This window comes from Campylobacter suis (assembly GCF_905120475.1).
Taxonomy (GTDB): domain Bacteria; phylum Campylobacterota; class Campylobacteria; order Campylobacterales; family Campylobacteraceae; genus Campylobacter_A; species Campylobacter_A suis.
Genome location: NZ_CAJHOE010000003.1, coordinates 22381 through 38148, shown reverse-complemented (window position 1 = coordinate 38148; position 15768 = coordinate 22381). Strand labels below are relative to the sequence as shown.

Annotated in this window: 15 protein-coding genes and 1 pseudogene; 5 read left to right on the top strand and 11 right to left on the bottom strand. The window is 38.2% G+C overall.

The genetic code is table 11. The features are described from left to right. From fliY to aroQ, 9 genes are read right to left on the bottom strand one after another with little or no spacing between them, the layout of a single operon-like run. Positions 1-852 carry a flagellar motor switch protein FliY gene (gene fliY, locus LQV35_RS06395; RefSeq protein WP_230057046.1) on the bottom strand — a complete coding sequence of 284 codons (852 nt, stop codon included), beginning with the start codon at positions 850-852 and terminating at the stop codon, positions 1-3. After that, entirely contained in the window at positions 842-1939 is a 1098-nt protein-coding gene (gene fliM, locus LQV35_RS06390; RefSeq protein WP_230057045.1) for a flagellar motor switch protein FliM, read from the bottom strand. Before fliM ends, fliY begins: the two co-directional genes overlap by 11 nt. Beyond that, positions 1939-2643 carry an RNA polymerase sigma factor FliA gene (locus LQV35_RS06385; RefSeq protein ID WP_230057044.1) on the bottom strand — a complete coding sequence of 235 codons (705 nt, stop codon included), beginning with the start codon at positions 2641-2643 and terminating at the stop codon, positions 1939-1941. Before LQV35_RS06385 ends, fliM begins: the two co-directional genes overlap by 1 nt. Then, positions 2615-2959, bottom strand: a complete 345-nt coding sequence (locus LQV35_RS06380; protein WP_230057043.1) for a hypothetical protein — start codon at positions 2957-2959, stop codon at positions 2615-2617. Before LQV35_RS06380 ends, LQV35_RS06385 begins: the two co-directional genes overlap by 29 nt. Before the next feature lie 15 nt (positions 2960-2974). Further along, positions 2975-3841: a P-loop NTPase gene (locus LQV35_RS06375; RefSeq protein WP_230057042.1), complete on the bottom strand. Its 867-nt coding sequence runs from the start codon at positions 3839-3841 to the stop codon at positions 2975-2977. Beyond that, positions 3838-5148, bottom strand: a complete 1311-nt coding sequence (gene flhF / locus LQV35_RS06370; protein WP_230057041.1) for a flagellar biosynthesis protein FlhF — start codon at positions 5146-5148, stop codon at positions 3838-3840. The genes LQV35_RS06375 and flhF overlap by 4 nt, the downstream gene beginning before the upstream one ends. Beyond that, positions 5148-5630, bottom strand: coding sequence for a 2-amino-4-hydroxy-6-hydroxymethyldihydropteridine diphosphokinase (folK, locus tag LQV35_RS06365; RefSeq protein WP_230057040.1), 483 nt, complete (start codon positions 5628-5630; stop codon positions 5148-5150). Before folK ends, flhF begins: the two co-directional genes overlap by 1 nt. Further along, positions 5627-6655: a M24 family metallopeptidase gene (locus LQV35_RS06360; RefSeq protein ID WP_230057039.1), complete on the bottom strand. Its 1029-nt coding sequence runs from the start codon at positions 6653-6655 to the stop codon at positions 5627-5629. The genes folK and LQV35_RS06360 overlap by 4 nt, the downstream gene beginning before the upstream one ends. Then, on the bottom strand, positions 6648-7136 hold the full coding sequence (aroQ, locus tag LQV35_RS06355; protein WP_230057038.1) for a type II 3-dehydroquinate dehydratase: 489 nt from the start codon (positions 7134-7136) through the stop codon (positions 6648-6650). Before aroQ ends, LQV35_RS06360 begins: the two co-directional genes overlap by 8 nt. Before the next feature lie 88 nt (positions 7137-7224). Here aroQ and LQV35_RS06350 point away from each other — a divergent pair, with 88 nt between their 5' ends. Next, positions 7225-7848, top strand: coding sequence for an IMPACT family protein (locus tag LQV35_RS06350; RefSeq protein WP_230057037.1), 624 nt, complete (start codon positions 7225-7227; stop codon positions 7846-7848). A gap of 34 nt (positions 7849-7882) precedes the next feature. Here the strand turns inward: LQV35_RS06350 and LQV35_RS09130 are convergent. Beyond that, positions 7883-8853: pseudogene (locus LQV35_RS09130) on the bottom strand (autotransporter outer membrane beta-barrel domain-containing protein). Positions 8854-9729: 876 nt separating this feature from the next. On the opposite strand from LQV35_RS09130, the gene lgt reads away from it, so the two are divergent. The 4 genes from lgt to LQV35_RS06325 all read left to right on the top strand — a co-directional run bounded on the left by lgt (position 9730) and on the right by LQV35_RS06325 (position 14124). Continuing rightward, complete coding sequence (gene lgt, locus LQV35_RS06340; RefSeq protein WP_230057036.1) at positions 9730-10599, top strand: prolipoprotein diacylglyceryl transferase; 870 nt, start codon at positions 9730-9732, stop codon at positions 10597-10599. A gap of 102 nt (positions 10600-10701) precedes the next feature. After that, on the top strand, positions 10702-11406 hold the full coding sequence (locus LQV35_RS06335; RefSeq protein WP_230057035.1) for a fumarate reductase cytochrome b subunit: 705 nt from the start codon (positions 10702-10704) through the stop codon (positions 11404-11406). A 17-nt stretch (positions 11407-11423) separates the two neighbouring features. Continuing rightward, entirely contained in the window at positions 11424-13412 is a 1989-nt protein-coding gene (locus tag LQV35_RS06330; protein WP_230057034.1) for a fumarate reductase flavoprotein subunit, read from the top strand. Next, positions 13405-14124, top strand: a complete 720-nt coding sequence (locus LQV35_RS06325) for a fumarate reductase iron-sulfur subunit (protein WP_230057033.1) — start codon at positions 13405-13407, stop codon at positions 14122-14124. Before LQV35_RS06330 ends, LQV35_RS06325 begins: the two co-directional genes overlap by 8 nt. A 119-nt stretch (positions 14125-14243) precedes the next feature. Here the strand turns inward: LQV35_RS06325 and LQV35_RS06320 are convergent, their stop codons facing one another. Continuing rightward, positions 14244-15623 carry an OprD family outer membrane porin gene (locus LQV35_RS06320; RefSeq protein ID WP_230057032.1) on the bottom strand — a complete coding sequence of 460 codons (1380 nt, stop codon included), beginning with the start codon at positions 15621-15623 and terminating at the stop codon, positions 14244-14246. Between the last annotated feature and the right edge of the window lie 145 nt (positions 15624-15768).

Genomic DNA, 15768 nt, shown 5'->3' with positions numbered 1-15768 from the left:
TTAGCCCTTTAACTGCTCTAATCGCTCTCTTTTTGAGCCGATCTGAGTTATTTGTATACCAAAATTTCCATCAACGATGACCACTTCGCCAACGGCTATAACCTTATCGCCGATTAAAATTTCAAGTGGATCGTTTGCAAGCTGGTTTAGCTCGATAACAGATCCTATGTCCATAGTCAAAACATCTTTTAAAAGCATTCTTTTTGAACCGATACGAACGCGTATAGGCAGCCTGACATCCATTATGAGATTTATATTTCGCATCTCTTCAGCACTAAATTCACTCTTTGAACTAGTTTGCACACTCTCTTTTGATGAGTCTAAGCCCTCTTGTTTTGGCTCAAAAGCGGAAAGAAAAGTCCTCTCAGCCACGAATGCGATACTTTCACTAATGCTATCAAGAGAGACATTAAATAAAAATAGCTTCTCATACGAGCTAAGATCTAGCGAAGAGTCAGCATCAAGAAAGCTCACACCAACCACTTCAAAGCTCATTTTTGGTAGCTCTTTTTGTGCGCCTAAAGATGTATTAAAAGCACCAAGTAAATTTGAAAATATCTCCTTTGCCGCATCAAGCTCATCAGCACCCAAATTTTCATTATGCGAAATTTCCTCTTCGCCCATCATCCATTCACTAACCGCACTTACTAAAACAGGGGTAACAACAAGCAGTGCCTTTGCATTCACATCACCTTTTATAGCGACATTTGCCACAACAACTGGTGGTTTTATGCCCTCTTGTGCGCCAGCCTCATAGTCGTTTCGTTCGCTAACTTCAGGAGCTCTACCCGTAAGACCCTCGATAGTAGCTTTAAGCTCGCTAACAAAGATATTAAAAAAATTATTCATCATATTCATCACTCTCTTCTTGCATTTGTTCTTCATGCTCATAGGCTACGAGTTTTGCCTTACGCTCCTCTTCGTAGCGCTCTAGTATGTGTTTTATCTCATCTTTATCAGACTTAATGAGCTGTTCTATTTTTATAGATTTTCTAAATCTGTGAAGTCCGACCTCAGCTAAAAATACCTCTTTTTTATCTATGGAGACGATGGCTTTATCATCAGCCCCTCTATCAAGCCTTAATATATCGCCCTCTTTTAAATTTAAAAACTCATCGACACTTATAACAGCCTTGCCAAGTATGGCTTCATATAAAATTTCAGCTCTACCGATAAGTGTTTTTAGCTCTTTATTTCGGCTCTTTTTTGCGCTCGTTTCGCCAAGCATTATGTCTCGGTTTGCAAGACGGCTTAAAATCGGCTCAAGATAGATAACTGGGTAACAAATATTTATCATGCCGCTTGAATTGCCAACGATAATCTCCATAACAACCATTATAACTATCTCGTTTTGGCTAACTATCTGAACGACATTTGGGCTGCTCTCTTTGGCTTCGACATTTGGATACATATCAGTTACTGTGTTCCAGCTATCTTTTAGACGCTGCATTATCATCCTAAGCACAGCATCAAGCAAATTTACCTCAATGTCGGTTAGCTCTCTGCTTGTCTCAAAATTTTCACCCGTTCCACCAAGCAAACGATCTATCATGGGAAATGCGATACTTGGGTTTATCTCCAAAACACAGTTTCCATCGAGTGGTTTTATAGAAAAGACATTAAAGCTAGTTGGGCTTGGAAGGCTCATCAAAAACTCGCCATAAGTCATCTGATCGACTGAATGTAAGCGAATTTCAACGATACTTCTCATAACGCTCGAAATTTGAGAGGCAAGGTTTCGCGCAAGCTTATCATGTATGCCTTTTATAGCACGAAGCTGCTCTTTGCTAACGCGGTTTGGGCGCTTAAAGTCATAGATTATTATCTGGCGCTCATCCTTTTGTTCGCGCTCAGGCAAGCTTATGTCATCAGCATCACTGCCTTCATCTACAACCTCAAGTAGCGCGTCTATCTCTTCTTGCGATAAAATATCTGCCATTAAGCACCTAACCTATCTCGAAGACGACCCAAAAGACGCTTATGAATTTGAGAAATCCTACTCTCACTAATTTGCATTATCTCGCTTATCTCTTTCAAACTTAACTCTTCATAATAATATAACTGTATCACGAGCTGGTCACGCTTTTCAAAATTTTGTAAAATTTCCTCTATCTTATCCAGCAGATCCTCTTGCTCTATCTTATCTTCTGTGCTTTCATCTTCATATGCTGCCATCTGATCATCAAGCGGTAAGACATTTATAATGGCACCAGCACTTCTTGCATCACGAATTTTATCCACATCCTCGCCGAGCTTTTCTGCTAGATACTCATCTTCTGGCTCTTCTTCAAATTCGTTAAAATAGATATCTATCTCAGAATTTATATTTTTTATCAGCGTTCTATTTGCCCTACTCATAACATCAAGAGAGCGTAAAAAATCAAGCATCGCACCGTAAACTCTTTTATTTGCATAGCCCCAAAATGAGTCATTTTGCTCTTTGTCGTATTTCCTAGACAATTTTATCATCTCTTCAACGCCACACCCTATAAGGTCATTTGCATCAACAGAAGATGGCAAGCGCTCTTTTAACCTATAAGCCATAGCGCGAACAGCTGGCAGATAAGCCACTACGACATCATCTTGCTCTTTTTTTATCGCACTTTGGTAGGCGTTAAGCTGCTTTTGCTTTAACTCGTGCATCTTTACCTGACTTTTCGGACTTTTTCTCAGTCGCTTTGATAATTAAATTTTCCATGCGCTTTTCTCGTATAGCAAGCTCTGTTAAGAGATAATCAGCCACATCCTCGTGCCTGTCCTTATCAAAAAATAGCTTGATATGCTGACGAATATCAACATAATTCATTATAATAATATGAATCACAAGGTAGAAGAAAAATGTTATAAGTATAGTATAAAGCATCATATCAATAGGATCATGCGCCCTAAGCACGGTAAATACAAGCCCTACGAAAAAGCCGCAAACAGTGAAAAATGCGATATAGTTTTCTGCTCTCAAAATTTCTCCAATTACCTAAAAATTCTCAATCAATCGCTTGAAAAATCCAGTAAAACTGCCATTGTGATTATTTGTAAGCACTTTTCGTTCCAATCTATACAGCAAACTAGAAGCAATCTCTCTAAGTTCATTTGTTTGAGTGCTGTATGGCGCGTCATTTGTAAATAAAGTTCTTTGTTTTATACTTTTTTGAATAGCCGTCGTTGCGCTTAAATAGCCTATCATCTCAAGGCTTAACCCACCGCCAATATTTGCGGCGGCAACACGCTTGATATTTTCAAAAATTCTAGTTGCTTCTGCGCCATTTTTTACCATATTAAAAAGCATTAGAGGATTTTGCTTAAATCTAGAAACTATCTTTATGACAGCGTAAGCATCAGTTATACTCGCTGGATCTGGCACGGTAACCACTACAACCTCATCAGCAGCCTCTAAAAACATCTGCGTACTGCCGCCTATACCAGCGCCTGTGTCTATTATCATAAAGTCAAGCTCATCAAGCGTACTAGCCTCTTGCAAAAAACGCTCATATAAAAATTGATTATTAAACTTTAGTATCTCATCTCCACTTTCGCCAGGTATAAGCGTTAAATTCTGACCAACTTCTATCAAAATATCCTTTAACGCACACTCGCCCTTTAAGACATGAAGTAAGTTTTTGCCCATTTTTACATTTAATATAACATCTAAATTCGCAAGCCCGATATCAGCATCAAGAAGCGCGACCTTATAACCATCTTTTGCTAGTAAATTTGCCAAATTTGCGCTTATAGTACTTTTGCCAACACCACCTTTTCCACTCGTAATAGCGATAAAATGGGTATGCTTTTGCCCATGAGCGTTTGTGACCAGATTTTTAAGTTTGCTAGCTTGCGTTATCATCGCTCGCCCCTTTTATAGCCATCAAGCACGCATTCTACTAAAAATTCACTCTTTGCCTCAACCAAGTCATCAGGTACCTCTTGCCCTACGCAAAAATAGCTAACTGGAGTATTGGTCTCATAGATCAAAGAAAATACATTGCCAAAAATTTTAGTTTCATCAAATTTTGTTATGATTAGAGTGTCTATATCAAGAAAGCTAAATCCATTATAAATTTCTATCAGATCTTCAACTTTTGAGCCAGCCGAAAGGACTAAATTTACATCTATCTGAGCTCCGCTATTACGCAAAAAGCCATCAAGTCTATTTAGTTTTTCTTTATCGTATTGTGAATTTCCCGTCGTATCAACAAGTATGATGTCGCAGTGGCTTAATGTTTTTATCGCATTTTTAAACTCATCAACCTCTATAACATCAAGTATAGGTAGCTTCATCATCTTTGCGTATTGAAATAGTTGCTCAACCGCACCTATACGATAAGTATCAAGCGTTATGATACCTACTTTATAGCGCTTTTCACCACTATATGCAAAGCGTGCAGCAAGCTTTGCAAGTGTGGTCGTCTTGCCAACACCAGTAGGACCCACGAGCATCATAATGCGTTGTTTTCTGCCATCTTGTTCTTTTCTGCAAGGCAGCATATTTCGCAAAAGTGAGTAAAAATATCGCTTTACCGCACTTGGATTTGCCTTCATGGCTGCAGGTAAATTTTGCATAGTAGTTGTCATAATAGCTTCAAGATGTTCGCTTTTCATGCCACTAGCAGCTGCGGCCTTATAGATACTTGCAAACTCAGGCGGTATGGCTAGGTTGTTACGGCTACTTGCTCTTTCGTCCCACATCATATCCGTTATAAGGCTAAGCTTGTCATTTAGCGCATTTACCTGCTTTGCAACATCATCTATCTTGCGATTTACCCCTGCTGTTTGCTCGCTTGTTTTTGGCTCGGCAACAACTTGAGTGGTTGAAATTTCGCTCATCTGCTTTGCAGCTTTTGAGAAATTTAAAAGCACATCTTCATTTTCATCTTTTTGGCTTTTTGCTGGTGCTTCTGTGATGTTAAATTTTTTCTGCTTTGACTTTGAATATGTTTCATACTCGCGTATTTTTGGGTTTGGAGTAGGCTTTGGTGCCTCATCAGGCTCATCAACACTAACTAAAATTTCAAATATCGGCTTTTTATTTATGCTTCTTGCTTGAATTTGCTTTGTCGTTACAAGTGTAGCTCGCTCTCCACACTGCTCACGCGCTTTTTTAAGCGCTTCCATAGCGCTCTCGCCAGTAAATGCATACATCTTTGTTGCCATCAGCCAATACTCCTTAAAAGCCCCATCGGAACTATCACGCTAAGTCGCTTGCTTACTCCGCTATGCGGAACACAAAGTCGCTTGCTCCTTCGCACCTTTTTATCCATATACAAAATATCAAGATCAAGCGTTCTAGGAGCATTTTTAAAGCTACGCTCACGCTTAAACTTTATCTCATAATACTGCAATACTCTTAAAAGCTCACTAGCACCCATGCTAGTTTGCAAGCTTATAACAGCGTTGCTAAAATCATCTTGCTCTTCGTATCCAAACGCCACATTTATAAGTATCGGCGAGCTTTCAACAAGCCAAATTCGCCTATCTTTTTTTAGCGCTCTTAAAAATCTATCAAACCTAGCTGCACTATCTCCTATATTGCCACCAAGCCCTATGATGGCTAAGTTTTTAAACTCATTTTTAAAACCAAAAAAACTAGGACAAAGCTTACTTCTTATAAGCCTTCTTGCCCCAACTAGCTTCATAAAATTTCAGCCCCTTTTTCCCTTACAACAACAACATCCTCTATGCGTACCCCAAACTCATTTGGGATATAAATACCCGGCTCAACACTAAAAACCATACCTTCTTTCAAGATAGTCTTGCTCTTTGAGTTTATAACTGGAAGTTCATGTATATCTATGCCTACACCATGACCAGTTGAGTGGATAAACTCTTTTTCATAGCCAGATTTTTTTATCACATCTCTTGCGGCCTTATCTACTTCACATGCCATTATGCCAGGTTTTATGGCATTAAGTGCTGCTTTTTGTGCATTTAAGACGACTTCATAAATTTCTTGTTGGCGAGAGTTTGTAAAATTTTGCTCTTTTAAAAAATTAAAACTCTCATTAAAACAAGCCGTTCTTGTTCTATCTGAGCAATAATTTTTATATCTTACGCCAGCATCCAAAAGTAATAAATCTCCCTTTTTTAGTCTCTTTTCACTAGGTAAAGCATGAACCTTTGCTGCATTTTCGTTTATGGCTACGATAGGACTAAAGCTAAGTCCTAGCCTATTTTTTTGTCTAAAAATGAGCTCTGCATTATAATGCAACTCTCTCTCACTCATGCCTTCGCCCTTTTGCCTCACAAAATCAGCAAATTCATCAAAACAAGCAGCTCCAAACTCGCTTGCCTGTTTTAAAATTTTAATCTCTTCAGGGCTTTTTATGATTCGTTTTAGTTGCGAAAAATTTGCTTTTGGCTTAAAAATTAGACCAAGTTTTTGGCTTAGCATATCAAATGTTGCCACGCTAAAATCATAAGGGTCATAAACTAGGCTTTTTGGCTTTAACTTTCTAAGCAAAAGCCTAGTCTCAGCCACCAGTGAGCGAGATAGCTCTATAACGCTCACATCAGCATAAACGCACTCTTTTGCCTCTAAAGCATAGCGTGCATCAGTTAAGAAAAATTTCTTACCATTTATAGACAAAAATATCGCATTATCACAACTATATCCGCACTCAAAATAGAGTGCATTTTCGCCCCTTAGGATATAATTAGTCATTTTGTCCTTGTGCCTGCGCAGCTTTGTATGCTTTTATCTGCTCAAAATTTTGCAACATAGAAATCATCGCAAGATGGTATCCAAATGGTCCAAAACCAACTATTTGACCCTGAACCACAGGGGCTATAAGGCTTTTTTGACGAAACTCTTCGCGACGATGAATGTTGCTAATATGCACTTCAATGCTTGGCAAAGCAACAGCTGTTAATGCGTCACGGATAGCAATAGATGTGTGTGTATAAGCAGCTGGGTTGATAATGATGCCATCTGCATCGCCTAGGCACTCTTGAATTTTATCAACTATCTCGCCCTCAAAGTTACTTTGAAAAAACTCGATCTCAACATCGTTTTGATCAGCCACTAGCTTCATTTGCTTATGAATATCTTCCATGCTCATGGCACCATAAATTTGAACTTCCCTTGTGCCTAGCATATTTATATTTGGACCTTGTATGACCATTACTTTTAGTTTTTTGTCCATTTTTTCTCCTTAAATTTTCGATTAAAACTTAATTATACATTGTCTTTTCTAAAAATTTGCTACAATTACAGAAAATTTAAGGTATTTTTTGAAAACGATAGATAAAATTTATAAAATTCAAACCGAGATAAAAAAGTCAAATTTTTTGGCATTTTTATGCCCGATTAACGATTTTAAAGTGCTTCATGAACGCTTAAAGAGCGAACATCCAAAAGCTGTTCATATAGTTTGGGCTTATAGAGAGCTTAATAAATACTCTCAAATCGTTGAAAACCAAAGCGATGATGGCGAGCCAAAAGGCACAAGTGGACAGCCAAGTCTTGCTGCTTTGCGTGGGGCAGAGCTTATAAATGTTGGCGTTTTTATCGTGCGATATTTTGGCGGCATAAAGCTTGGCACTGGCGGTCTTGTAAGGGCTTATGGCGGTGCAGTAAATCTAGCTATAAATGAGGCAAATTTAATAAAATTTGAGATCAAGGATGAGTGTGTATTTTTTACTCCATTTTCGCTTATGAGCCGTTTTGAGCACTATTTTAGCAGTGAAAATTTAAATGAGTTTTTAAGAGAATTTAATGAAAACGGAGCCATCTGGCAAGCAAAATTTAACAAAGATGAGTTTTTAAAATTTTATGAGTTTGCGCATAATTTAGAAATTTCAGGAATGCAGTTTTTAGCAATGCCGATTTTTGCTAAAGATATTTTGGATAAATAAAATCAAAGACCGATTTCTCGGTCTTTGTATATTTTTAGAAGCTGTATCTAAGTCCAATAGTTCCGTTATAATAGTTCTCTTTTGATTTAGCTTTTGCACCAAAATTTACATTTAATTTAAGTGCTTCACTAAGCTTAAAGTCAGCACCTGTATTTATCGTAGCGTAAGTTTTCTTTTTATCATCAGTATTTAGCGCTATCGTATCGCTAACGCCTACAAATCTCACATTTGTATCATCTGAGTTTTTATAAAGTTCGCGTGACACACCAGGAGTGATATAAAAGTAGCTTCCGTTTTGAGTATATTTTCTAAACTCTAACGCCAAATTTGCGCTAAGTGCTTTTGTTTTTGCACCATCAAATCTAAGTGGCAAAGCGCCGTTTTCACTAAAGCTATCGTTTTTGATATAGGTGTAGTTTAGTCCAACGATAGGTTTTAAAACATATCATTGCTTATATCAAACACATAACCATAATCAAGCGAAATATCAGCAAATTTGCTGTCAAATTTTGACTTGTTTGATGCTCTATCAAGCTTGTTCCTAACTGTTCCTACGGCGATTTTAGTATCTATCTCATTTGCGCCGATATACTTTCTAGCATAAACGCCAAACTCATAATTATCAGACTTTAGCTCTACATTTGTGGCGTCACTTTTTGACTTTGCGTATGTTGCAAATGCGCCCAAAATACTATCATCAAATGCTTTATCATATCCTATACTAAAGCCATATAGCTTTGCGTCTGCTTCATTTTTTATCTTACCTTTTGCTCCGATCACATTTGCCCATAGGTTGTTATCAGTGTTAAATCTATCCGTATATGCTTTTACAACTCCAGACAAAGTATCGCCACCATCTGCAAATTTCTCACTGCTTAGGTTTGATACAGCGTAAGTTAGGGCAAACTCATCATTATAAGGGTTGCTTAGTTTTGCTAGGCGAGTATTTGTATTGAGCGTTGAGCTAAAGCGTATGATATCGATATTTAGTGGGCGTGAAAGCATTGTAGCTGTGCTAGATACAGATCTTTCTATCTCAGACACGACGCTCATTCTTTTTGCTTCTGGCAATGCCATAATAGCATCCACATACTCATTTCCTTTTACTTTTGACATAGCATTGTAAAATTTATTTGAGCTTGTATTTTTTGGATCTTCTGTCTTTTTATCTTCAGATGGTTTTTCAGGTGTGGTTGGATTTGTGTTATTATCTTGATTGCCAGGTGTTAGTTTTTCATCAAGTTGTGTGGGAGTATCGCTCTTTTTTTCGTGAAAACCAAGCTCACTAGCTTTATTTTCTGTATTTTCCAGATTTGATTTTATTTTATTAGTATGATTACTAAGTGCTTTTCCACTTTCCATAAAACTATTAACATTATTAATTAAATTTTTAGACAAACGCTCTTTTTCCTCTTTTGATATTGTAGTATCTTCCATTAAACGCTTATAATTAAGTTCAAGATTGGTAGATAAGATTTCGCTAACATTTTTAGAAACATAACTATGTTGCAAATCTTCTGGGCTAGAATTTGCTATCTCTTTTAAATATTTATCTACAACTTTTAATCTTCCTTGATAATCATGGGCTTTTAAAGATGTCAATTCTCTATATATATTCATTAAATTTCCAACACTTGCAAAAGCACCTACATTTATCGATGAAACCAATATAGCCATACAGGCTATCTTAGAAATTTTCATTATCTCTCCTTGATTTTATTGTAATTTTTCGCGATATTATAATATATTTATAAACATATTTTAAACAATAATAAAAAATATTTTTTGGTGTTAAAAGCATAATCTTATCAAACATTATAATAGATAAAAATTTAAGCCATATTTATGTAAAATCCAAAAATTTAAATCACAGAAGGTATCATGGAAAAGTGGAATAACCTATATGCAAATTTTGATCCAGTTGCGTTTAGTATAGCTGGTTTTAATGTGCATTGGTATGGGATAATGTATGTTTTGGCGTTACTTGTGGCACTTGCGGCGGCTAAATTTTTTGTAAAAAAAGATAAGATGTGTATCAGCGACAAACTGCTTGATAACTACTTTTTTTGGGTTGAGATAGGGGTGATTTTAGGAGCTAGGCTTGGCTGGGTGCTGATATATTCAGGAGAGGCGATGTGGTATCTAGCTAGACCTTGGGAGATTTTTAACCCATTTCATAACGGCGAGTTTGTGGGCATTCGCGGTATGAGCTATCACGGTGCGGTTGTAGGATTTTTAGTTGCGACACTGGCATTTTGCAAGCGTTACCCGCCTGTAAATAAAACTAAAATTTTAGCACAAAAAAACACAAATCAAACCGCGCAAAAAGAGGGTGTGAGCCTATGGAAACTACTTGATCTTTGTGCTCTTTCTATCCCACTAGGATACTTTTTTGGTCGCATTGGAAATTTCTTAAACCAAGAGCTTTTTGGTCGCGTTACAGATGTGCCTTGGGGGATAAAGGTGCTTGGCGTTATGAGGCATCCAAGCCAGCTTTATGAGGCGATACTTGAAGGAGCAGTGGTATTTTTGGTGCTATTTTTTTACCGAAAATTTAAAAAATTTGATGGTGAGCTTATCTGCCTTTATGCGATGCTTTATACGCTAGCTCGCTTTGTGTGCGAGTTTTACAGAGAGCCTGACTTTGGGCTTGGATTTATATTTTTTAACCTTTCTATGGGGCAAATTTTATCCATTTTGATGTTTTTAATGGGGGCTTTTGTTTATATTACATTAAAAAAGCGTGTTTAATTGTTATTAAAGTATATCTGATGTAAAATTACTTTACAAATTTAGATTTTTAACTTAATGTATAAATAAGTTTTGTCTAAACAAATCTACTAAGGAGGGCTCATGAGTGAGCTTATAGAAGGCTTTTTAGGCAAGAGAGTCGACACGAAAAAGAGTCGCCTGCCTGCACTTTGGGACAGATGGCAGAGTATCACGGGTTTAATTTTAGCCTGTTTTATCTTGTGCCATATGGTTTTTACTTCAACTATACTACTTGGCAAGGACACATTTAACGCCGTTGTCGGTTTTGCTGAGGCGAAATTTTTATTTGGCGAAGCTACATGGTGGATCACTAATGTCATAGCTGCTGTTATATTTGTTATTTTCATCACGCATGCGTTTTTGGCGATGAGAAAATTCCCTGCAAATTATAGACAATACAAGATGTTTAAAGGCCATAAAGATCGCATGAAGCACGCTGATACAACGCTTTGGTGGTTTCAGTTTTTAACTGGTTTTGCACTATTTTTCAGCGCAAGTGCTCACCTTGTTGATATAGTTTTTGGCGGGCATATTACGGCTGATAGCTCAGCTGCAAATTTTGCTACGCTTGAAATTTTCTACCTTGCATTACTTGTATTTATGGTAGTTCATGCTGGCATAGGTATGTATCGTTTGTATGTAAAATGGATAAGTATCGATGGCATAAGCAAGCATGAGATGTTTGAGAAGAGAAAAAAAGTAAAATTTATAATTTTTGCCGTATTTGGGACGCTAGCTGTAATCGCATTAATAGCTGATTTCGTCTGGATCGGCCTTAGTCATTGATGGATAGGAGCTAAAAGATGAATGTAAAATATTGTGATGCATTGGTTATTGGAGGCGGTCTTGCTGGGCTTAGGGCGGCAGTTGCTGCTGGCGAAAAGGGTCTAAGCACTATCGTTTTAAGTCTGATACCAGTAAAAAGAAGCCACTCAGCAGCCGCACAAGGCGGTATGCAAGCCTCTTTGGGTAACTCAAAGATGAGCGAGGGCGATAATGAAGATGTGCATTTTGCAGATACTGTAAAAGGTAGCGACTGGGGTTGCGATCAAGAAGTTGCTAGGATGTTTTGCCAAACTGCACCAAAAGCTATCCGCGAGCTTGCGGCTTGGGGTGTGCCTTGGACGCGTATAACAAAAGGCGAGAGAAGTGCTATCATAAACGCACAAAAAACAACTATTGTTGAAAAAGAAGAGGTGCATGGACTTATCCACTCGCGTGACTTTGGTGGCACTAAAAAATGGAGAACTTGCTATACAGCTGACGCTACTGGACACACTATGCTTTTTGCTGTGGCAAACGAAGCGTTAAAGCATAATGTTGAAATTCACGACCGCAAAGAAGCTATTGCACTTATTCATGAAAACAACCGCTGTTATGGTGCCATCGTGCGTGATTTAGTAAATGGCGAGATAACAGCCTATGTATCAAAAGGAACGCTAATAGCCACTGGCGGATATGGTAGGGTGTATAAACATACTACAAATGCTGTTGTTTGCGAGGGTATTGGTGCAGCGATCGCACTTGAAACCGGTATAGCTCAGCTTGGCAATATGGAAGCAGTGCAGTTTCACCCAACGCCTATCGTTCCAAGCGGAATTTTACTAACAGAAGGATGTCGTGGAGATGGCGGGATACTTCGTGATGTCGATGGTTATCGCTTTATGCCTGATTATGAGCCTGAGAAAAAAGAGCTTGCAAGCCGCGATGTCGTAAGTCGCCGTATAATGGAGCATATAAGAAATGGCAAAGGTGTAAAAAGCCCTTATGGCGAGCACGTTTGGCTTGATATTTCGATCCTTGGTAGAGAGCATATCGAAAAAAACCTACGTGATGTTCAAGAAATTTGTCAAATTTTTAATGGTATCGATCCAGCAGATGAAGGTCCAAAAGGCTGGGCGCCGATACTTCCTATGCAACACTATTCAATGGGTGGTATAAAAACTAAACCAAACGGCGAAAGCCCAACGCTTGCTGGACTTTTCAGTGCTGGTGAAGCAGCGTGCTGGGATATGCATGGATTTAACCGTCTTGGCGGAAACTCTGTTTCTGAAACCGTTGTTGCGGGTATGATTGTGGGGGATTATTTTGCTGAGTATTGTGCTACTCACGAGGTTGAGATAAAAACTGATAGTATCAAAAAATTTGTCGATAAAGAGCTTGATTATATGAGCGAGCTAGTAAATAAAGATGGCAAATTTAATGTCTTTGAGATAAAAAATAAGATGAAAGATATTATGTGGGAGCATGTTGCGATATTTAGAACTGGCGAAGGTCTGGCAACCGCTGTTAGAGAGCTTGAAGAGCTATATAAACACTCGCTTGATGTTAAAATCACAAACAAAACACTATTTGGCAATCCAGAGCTTGAAGAGGCATATCGTGTGCCAAAAATGCTAAAACTAGCACTTTGTATCGCAAAAGGTGCGCTTGATAGGACAGAAAGCCGCGGGGCACACTACCGCGAGGATTATACAAAACGCGATGATTTAAACTGGCTAAACAGAACGCTTACAAGCTGGAAAGATGGCGATACTATGCCTACTATCACCTATGAGCCACTTGATATAATGAAGATGGAAATTCCACCAGCATTTCGTGGATATGGTGCAAAAGGCAATATCATAGAGCACCCAGATAGTGCTGTTCGCCAAGCACAAGTTGATGAAATTCGTGCAAAAATGGAAGCCGAGGGTAAAGGCAGATATGAGATCCAAAATGCCCTTATGCCTTACGAGCTTCAAGAAAAATACAAAGCACCAAACGAAAGAGCAGGTATAGGATATGAGTAGAAAAATAACAATTAGAGCGTTTAAATACAATCCGCTCAGTAAAATTTCAAAGCCACATTTTGCCACTTATGAGCTTGAAGAAACACCGGGGATGTCGCTTTTTATCGCATTAAACATGATAAGAGAGAAATTTGATCCAGATCTGAGCTTTGACTTTGTTTGTCGTGCAGGGATTTGTGGTAGCTGTGGTATGCTAGTAAATGGTACGCCAAAGTTAGCGTGTAGAACGCTTACGAAGGATTATGATAGTGGTGTTATCGAACTTATGCCACTTCCTGTATTTAAACTACTTAAAGATTTAAGTGTTGATACTGGAAACTGGATGAATGCCATGAGTAAGCGTGTAGAAAGCTGGATACACACAGATCATGAGCCTGAGATAGCAAAACTTGAAGAAAAAGTTGAGCCAGAAGTGGCACAAGAGGTCTTTGAGCTTGATCGCTGCATTGAGTGTGGAATTTGCGTAGCAGCATGTGGAACAGCGATAATGAGACCTGACTTTATAGGTGCTGTCGGACTTAACCGTGTAGCTAGGTTTAAGATAGATGCACTTGATAAGAGAACAGATGAGGACTTTTACGAGCTTATAGGCGATGATGATGGTGTGTTTGGTTGTATGAGCTTGCTAGCTTGTGAGGATAACTGTCCTAAGCACCTACCACTTCAAAGTCGCATAGCATATATGCGTAGAAAAATGGCTGCACAAAAATAGCCTAAAAAGGGAGGTTCGCCTTCCTTTTTTACCTCTTTTTACCTAACTTAAAGACTATTTTAGATAATAAATTTGAGTTTTTATAAGCAGAGAGACCGTAGTCTCTCTAGGAATTTGTATTAGTTAAGTAGGTTAAACTTATAAGCTACTTTTATCCATAGCTCTTCAGTGTCTTGCTCAGTCTTTGCACCTGCTGCATCAAATTTCTCTCTTGTTAAAGATGTGTAAGTTACATTTGTGCTTAAACCTTTAACAAATTCACTTGCATTATACCCAAGTGTTAAAGAGTATCCTTTAACATCCATATGGTCTCCCGCTGATATTGTGTTGTAGGTAGTTTTACTTTGAGTGCCTTGCTCGCCTTTAACTAGATGAACTCCAGCGTTAAGACCTTTTACGCCAACAGCACCAAAGTCATAGCCAAGTTGAATTTTATGCGTATCCATCTTAGCATATCCGGTCCATTGATACGGTCCAAAAATAGGTAGCATAGTATAAGATGCTGCCCCATTTCCTGCACCAAAAACTAAGTCGTCATTACCCATTCTTGTATAGGCATAAGATGCACTAAATCCATAAAGATCTGCAAGTCTTACGCGAAGACCTAACATATCGCCATCTAAATTTGCCTTATCCATCCAGCCATCAACTCTTGAGCCCTTATAATTTACATCAAATCCGAGCTTGAAATTTGATACAGGCACAGTATAGCTAGCTTCCGCAAAGATTAAATTTACATCGCTTTTTCCATGATTAGCAAAAGCCTTTGCTCGTAGCATACCCTTTGTCGGATCAACATCTGTTACCAAGCCATAAGCAGCTGTAAGCTTTAGTCCTTCGATAGACTTGTTTGTAACTGCTGCTGTAAAGATGTTATCAAACTCAAATGCCACCGGTCCAAGACCACCAAGTATCACCCTATCTCTAAATAGCGGTGCACCAGTATCGTTTGAGCCAGTTGCAACTTTACTTCTTCCTTGAAATTTATAAAACCAACCAGCAAAGAGTTCAGTATTTGCTATATCAGTATTTTTCACACTAACACCCTCAAATGCCTCTTTAAAAGCCCTTGTTGGATTTCCAGCGACAACTGGACTGCCTACATACTGACGACCAGCTTTTATATCAGTCTTGCCTAGAGTATAGCCAAGATAAGCCTCGCTCAAAACAAAGCCGTTTGCATACCACTCTTTATTTGACCAAGTTTTTACCTCATTGCTAGGACTTATACTGCCCCAGCCTTGTCCGCTTAAGCCCAATCTAAATCCATAAAGCGGATCGGTTACATAGCCAAGTTCTATGCCAAGTCCAAAGATATTTTCATTTGGAAAGCCAGGGTGACCTTGTGGTCTTTCATCCGTATAGTCAGTATAATGTGCTTGAACTGTTCCAGCAAGTTTGCCATTTGTAAAAGCCTCTGCAAGTGTATCTGCCGCATTTACTGTACTCAAACCCCCGAGAGCAAAAGCAGCAACCAAACTAAGTTTACCTAGTTTCATTAAAACTCCTTTGAGAAAAATATTAAAAATTTCTAAGATATAAAAGTTAATCTTATAATTTTTTGTAAATTGCATTATATCACATGATTTTTGATTTTTTACATAATTTTTGATAATTTAATAATATTTCCGTTTTATGTGTACT